At 60.2% G+C, this 5,542-nt stretch carries 5 protein-coding genes; 2 read left to right on the plus strand and 3 right to left on the minus strand.

The annotated features are described in order from the left end of the window. The first annotated feature begins 80 nt into the window (after positions 1–80). On the plus strand, positions 81–443 hold the full coding sequence (locus tag AC6FTP_RS25165) for a hypothetical protein (protein ID WP_497209656.1): 363 nt from the start codon (positions 81–83) through the stop codon (positions 441–443). A gap of 159 nt (positions 444–602) precedes the next feature. Beyond that, positions 603–2,027, plus strand: coding sequence for a DUF1501 domain-containing protein (locus AC6FTP_RS25170; protein ID WP_497209657.1), 1,425 nt, complete (start codon positions 603–605; stop codon positions 2,025–2,027). Here AC6FTP_RS25170 and AC6FTP_RS25175 read toward each other — a convergent pair whose 3' ends face one another. From AC6FTP_RS25175 to AC6FTP_RS25185, 3 genes are all read right to left on the minus strand, one after another. Then, positions 2,028–3,656, minus strand: coding sequence for a hypothetical protein (locus AC6FTP_RS25175; protein WP_497209658.1), 1,629 nt, complete (start codon positions 3,654–3,656; stop codon positions 2,028–2,030). Continuing rightward, positions 3,653–4,960 (minus strand): DUF1501 domain-containing protein, encoded by a 1,308-nt coding sequence (locus AC6FTP_RS25180; RefSeq protein ID WP_497200440.1) that lies wholly within the window; start codon positions 4,958–4,960, stop codon positions 3,653–3,655. The genes AC6FTP_RS25175 and AC6FTP_RS25180 overlap by 4 nt, the downstream gene beginning before the upstream one ends. A gap of 79 nt (positions 4,961–5,039) precedes the next feature. Beyond that, positions 5,040–5,542 (minus strand): DUF1553 domain-containing protein (locus tag AC6FTP_RS25185; protein WP_497209659.1); only part of this gene is annotated, 503 nt, incomplete at its 5' end.

Consider the following 5,542-nt stretch of genomic DNA (forward strand, 5'->3'; position numbering starts at 1 on the left):
AGTGCATGCAGTAAAACTGGGGCATAGTTTGAAATAATTGGGATGTTTTTTGCTGTGCGATTGATTTATAGAAGGTCTAAATGAAAGTCAAAAAAATGAACAGTTCTAACATCAACATCGCGGCGATTGGATTTTTAGTGCTGGCAGGAGTTGCTGGAGGCATGAACTACTACCTGCGCATTATGCCACGTCAAAAAGCTGAGCATCGCGCACATCTCAACAAACTTTCTGATGACGCAATTGAGATGAGAAACAAAGAGATGATGGATCAGCACAGTAAGTTTTTGAATGGAAGTATCGAAGCTATGCGAAAACAAAGGGAATTGGATGAATCCTTGCGCAAAAGTGGCGAAAGCTTCAAATCATTCGAGAAAATGAATCAGGAGCTAAAAGCCGGTATTGAAGATCTACGCAGAGTCCCTCAGGGCATCCCAGTTAAATAAGCGCATTTTCTGTTTCGGGATATATCAGGCGAGATCAAATAAGGACATTAAGGGCGTGTTCTAGTTACTGCATTGAAGTGATGGCCAACCAGCCGATCTTTTCACCACACCTCACAAACCAAGGCATAGATCGCACCCGCATCTGACGTTTCAGCGGCCATGCACTCCCTGTCTCCTGATTTCCTCCACCTGAACCGCCGCGACTTTTTCCAGCGCTCCAGCGGGGCTTTGGGGGCGGCGGCTTTGGGATCACTGCTGGCGCGGGATCTGCCGGCGGCGGAGATCTCGGCGGCTTCGCGGCCACATTTTGCGCCTCGGGCGAAGAACGTCATTTTTCTGCACATGATCGGCGCGCCTTCGCAGCTCGATCTCTTTGATGACAAGCCCGCGCTGCGGAAGCACGACGGCCAGAGGTGCCCGGAGGAGTTGCTGAAGGGGAAGCGCTTTGCCTTCATCGGCGGGGAGATGACGCTGGCGGGCTCGGCCTACCAATTCGGCAAACATGGGCAGAGCGGCGCGGTGATGTCGGAGCTGCTGCCCCATCTGGCGACGGTGGCCGATGACATCTGCCTGCTGAAGGGGATGCACACGAACGAGATCAATCACGCCCCGGCGCAAATGTTTCTGCACACGGGTTTCGGCCAGGGCGGCAGGCCGAGCATGGGATCGTGGGTGACGTATGGCCTCGGCACGGACAATCGCGATCTGCCGAGCTATGTCGTGCTTTCCTCCGGCCCGCCCGGCGGTGCGGGGACGGCGCTGTGGAGCACGGGCTTCTTGCCGAGTGTGTATCAGGGGGTGCAGTTCCGCAGCAGCGGTGATCCGGTGCTCTTTCTCAGCAATCCCGAGGGCCACACGCGCGGGGATCGGCGTCAGGTGCTGGATGCGGTGAGGGCGCTGAATGAGCAGAACCTGGGCATCGTGGGTGATCCCGAGATCGCCACGCGCATCAGCCAGTATGAGATGGCTTTCCGAATGCAGGCCAGCGTGCCGGAGCTGATGGACATCTCGCAGGAACCCGCCGCCACACTGGAGATGTACGGCGCGCAGCCGGGGAAGGCCTCCTTTGCCAACAACTGCCTGCTCGCGCGTCGGCTCGTGGAGCGCGGTGTGCGCATGGTGCAGCTCTTTGACTCCGACTGGGATCATCACGGCGGTCTCGACAAACGTCTGCGTGCCAAGGCGAAGGATGTGGATCAGCCCATGGCCGCGCTGGTGCGTGATCTGAAACAGCGCGGCCTGCTCGATGAAACGCTCGTGATCTGGGGCAGCGAGTTTGGTCGCACACCGCTGCGCCAGGGCGTGGATGGCGATGGCAAGAAGACCACCGCGGGCCGCGATCACCACAAAGACGCCTACACGATGTGGATGGCCGGCGGCGGCGTGAAGGGCGGCATCATGCACGGCAAGACCGACGAACTCGGCTTCAACGCCGTCGAAGGGGCCGTGCATACCCACGATCTCAACGCCACCCTGCTGCACCTGCTCGGTCTCGATCACGAGCGCCTCACCTTCCGCTACCAAGGCCGCGACTACCGCCTCACCGATGTGCATGGGGAAGTGGTGAGGCCGATTTTGGCGTGATCACTTCACCGTCAGCCACACCTGAGTCGTGTCATCGAGCTGGCTGGAGCCGCGTTTGTTTTCGCCGCGCAGGGGTACGGTGGCGGGCTTGGAGAGAATGGGAGCGTCCTTGGTCCAAACTTCGATCTGGATGGCTTGGCCGGACTTGATCGCATTCGTGGCGGCTTGGAGTTTGATCTCCACTTCGCCGCCTTTTTCAGGCACGGCGACTTCGGCGGCACTGACGCCAGAGGGCAGGTTGGCGATTCGGGCGATGAGCGGGCCTTTGAAGCTGTTGAGGAGCTTCACGGTGGCTTTCAGGCTCGCTGTTTTTCCTGCTTCGAGCGTGATGGGCTTTGCATCGGCGAGAGTGACTTCAAAGGCGGGTGTAGGGGCGGCGACATCGAGGACGTAGCCCTTTTCGGCGCCACCTTGGTGAAACAAATCCTCCACGACGATGACGTGCGGCCCATCGACTGCGGCGGTCCAGATGACCTGAGGATCGGGGCGCTGCTCGCTTTCGTCATCGGCGCTGGTGATGAGCTTGCCGTCGGGGCCTTCGATCTTCAGCAGGGCATCGAAGGGAATGCCGAGACGCTTCGCAAAGACTCGCGCTTGGAGTTTGTCGCCCTTCTTCATGGTGATGGAGAAACGATCGACATCACTCTTGTCGGTGATGCGTCCGCCGATGGCACCGACTTGGATCGGCGTGGCTTGCTCCTTAGTGTTGTTGGGCTCTTTTTCAGCCGTGGCGGGCTTTGCGGTGACGAGCACTTGGATCGGCAAAAGGGCTCCCGGAGGTGTCACGAAGGCGAGTTCGCCATCACGACGGAGGTCTTTGGCTTCAAAGGTGTGCTTCGACTTCTTCGGGTCGAGATTGTGGCCGATGAGTTCGACCTCGCTCTTGCCTGTCGAAGCCACGGCGGCGGGGAACAGCTGCGTCATGGCAGCGCTGGCGCTGAGGTGGAGGCGGTAAACGGTGGTGGCACTGCCGGTGAAGCGGACATCGGCAGCAGGCGGATGCGGGAAGCCGGCGAGCTGGACGATGTATCGGCCTGCCTTCGGTGCTTTGAAGCTCAGCACGGGATCAAGATTGCGTGAATCACTGGCGGTGAGGAGCCTCACGCCCGCCTCGTCCATCACATGGGCGAGCATGTCCACGCCGGAACCGAGCGAGTATGCTTCGACGATGCCGACGAGCGTCTGCCCGGCTTCGAGCTTCACCGCGTAACCATCCATGTCGCCACTTTTGTCGAGGCGGGCATTGAGGCAGACGGGGAGTTTTTCGATGACCTGAGGTTTGGCGACTTCGTCGTTCGGCTCGACTTCCGCGAGCTCAGGCAGACTGCCGACACTGAACCAACGAGGCTCGGAGGCTCCGTCGGCATTCGCGCAGTGCATGAGGTGCATCCCAAGCGGCGCATCAGCGGCGAGGGTGACCTGCCACTCACGTTTTTTGCCGTTCGGAACGAAGTGGATTCCTGGGGCTGATGTCCACAGTCGAGCATCGGCTTCCAGCTTGCCGCTGGCGCTCATGACAAAGCTAGAACCTGCCTGCCCGCCGGCGGGAAAGATGGCCTCCAGCTTCGGTGCCTCGGCATGAAGCAGCGAGGCACCGAGACAGAGAGCGAAAGTCAGTCGCGTGCTCACGCAAACAACTCTTTGATGGGCTTGCCACCGTTCACGAGCTGCACAGGACGACCGGTGTTCGTGTGCAGCACCTGATGCGGATCAATGCCCAGCTTCGTGTAGAGCGAGACGGCGAAGTCCTCAGGGGAGTAGATGTTTTCGGCGGCGTAGTAGCCCTTGGGGTCCGTGGCACCGACGATTTGTCCGCCGGGGATGCCCGCACCTGCCATGAGCACGCTCATCGCGCCCGGCCAGTGATCACGACCCGCGTCTTTATTGACCTTCGGCGTGCGGCCAAATTCGCCGAGGCAGATGACGAGTGTGTTATCCAACATGCCGCGCTGGCTGAGATCGGTGATCAGGCCGTTCATGCCTTGGTCGAGCTTGGCGGCTTTGCCATCTTTGAAGGTCTTGAAGATGCCGCGATGGTCATCCCAGCCGCCCCAATAAACGACGCTGAAGCTGACGCCAACTTCGGCGAGGCGACGAGCAAGCAGCAGACGCTGACCAAAGTCATGTTCGCCATAGAGTTTGCGGGTGGCTTCGGGCTCTTTGCTCACATCGAAGGCTGCCTGTGCGACAGGCGAGGTCACGAGGTCGAGCGCCTGGCCGTAAAACTGATCAAAACCGACGGTGGGGTCTTCTGCCGCCTTGTCCGTGATGCGTTTCAGGCTGTCCAAAGACTCGCGCAGTTGATTGCGATGCATCGCGCGGCCTTCGCTGATGTCCTGAGGAATGGCGACATCGCGGACGCGGAAGGATTTGCCGCTCGGATCACCGCCGATGACGAAGGGCGCATGTTGAGCGCCGAGGAAGTTCGGACCACCGGAGCGCGAGACATTCGGCAGACTCATGTAGGCGGGCAACCCGCCGCGAATACCGCGTGACTGCGAAACCATGGAGCCAAACGAAGGATGGAAGCTGACGAAGGCACCGCAACCAACCGGCACCGGCGTCGGTGCTCCAGTCATCATGTAATGATTCCCGCCGCCGTGATTCGGGTCCTTGTGGCAGATGGAGCGGATGACGCTGAACTTGTCGAAGCTCTTGGCCAGCAGCGGCATCGTTTCACAAAAGTGCGTGCCGGGAACACAAGTGGGGATGGATTTGAACTCCCCGCGAATGTCCTGCGGGGCGGTCGGCTTCGGGTCAAAGGTCTCGTAGTGCGAGGGGCCGCCATCGAGCCAGACGAGGATGCAGTTCACGTTGTTCGGGCTCGCGAGACCGCGAGCCTGAGCGGCCTGCGCACGCAGGCTCATGAGCTGGGACATGCCGAGTCCGCCAATGGCGCCGAAGCCAGTTTGGAGGAAATCACGGCGCGCCATGCCGGCGCAGTTGGTGTGAATGGGGGAAGTCACGCTGCAAATTACGGGAGGCGAACGGCAAGTCTTGCCGCTCAAGGCATCAATGATTAAACACGAACTCCGCTGAGTTGATCAGCGCCCAGGCGAGGTCTTCGGCGGCGGTTTGGCGGGTGGAGCCGGGGGTGTTGAAGAAGCGGAGGGAGGTCTGAAGTTCGGCGGCGTTTGGCAGGCGGTTGTAGGTGGCGAGGTAGATCTCGTTCACGAGCTTAGGCTCGGGCAGATCGCTCTTGGCGAGCTTGCTGATGCGGCCTTCGCTGCTGGTGAGCTTGGTTTGCAGGCTGTTGGAATTCATCAGATGCAGGGCCTGGACGACGCTGGGTTTGCGCTCGCGTTCGCAGGGGCATTCCTGGCTGGCATTTGGGCGGCCAAAGGCATCGAGGAAGTCGCTGTCGAGCTTGTGATTCCAGGTCTGCACGGCGCGGGCATTGGGCGGCAGGCCGCTAAAGCTGTCGCGCTGGCCGGTGACATCGCTGACGGCATCCAGCAGCACTTCGGCAGCGAGGCGGCGCTTCAGGCTGCGGGCGTAGTTTTTGTTGTCGGCGA

It is taken from the genome of Prosthecobacter sp. (genome assembly GCF_044378005.1).
In the GTDB taxonomy this organism is placed as follows: Bacteria; Verrucomicrobiota; Verrucomicrobiia; order Verrucomicrobiales; family Verrucomicrobiaceae; genus Prosthecobacter.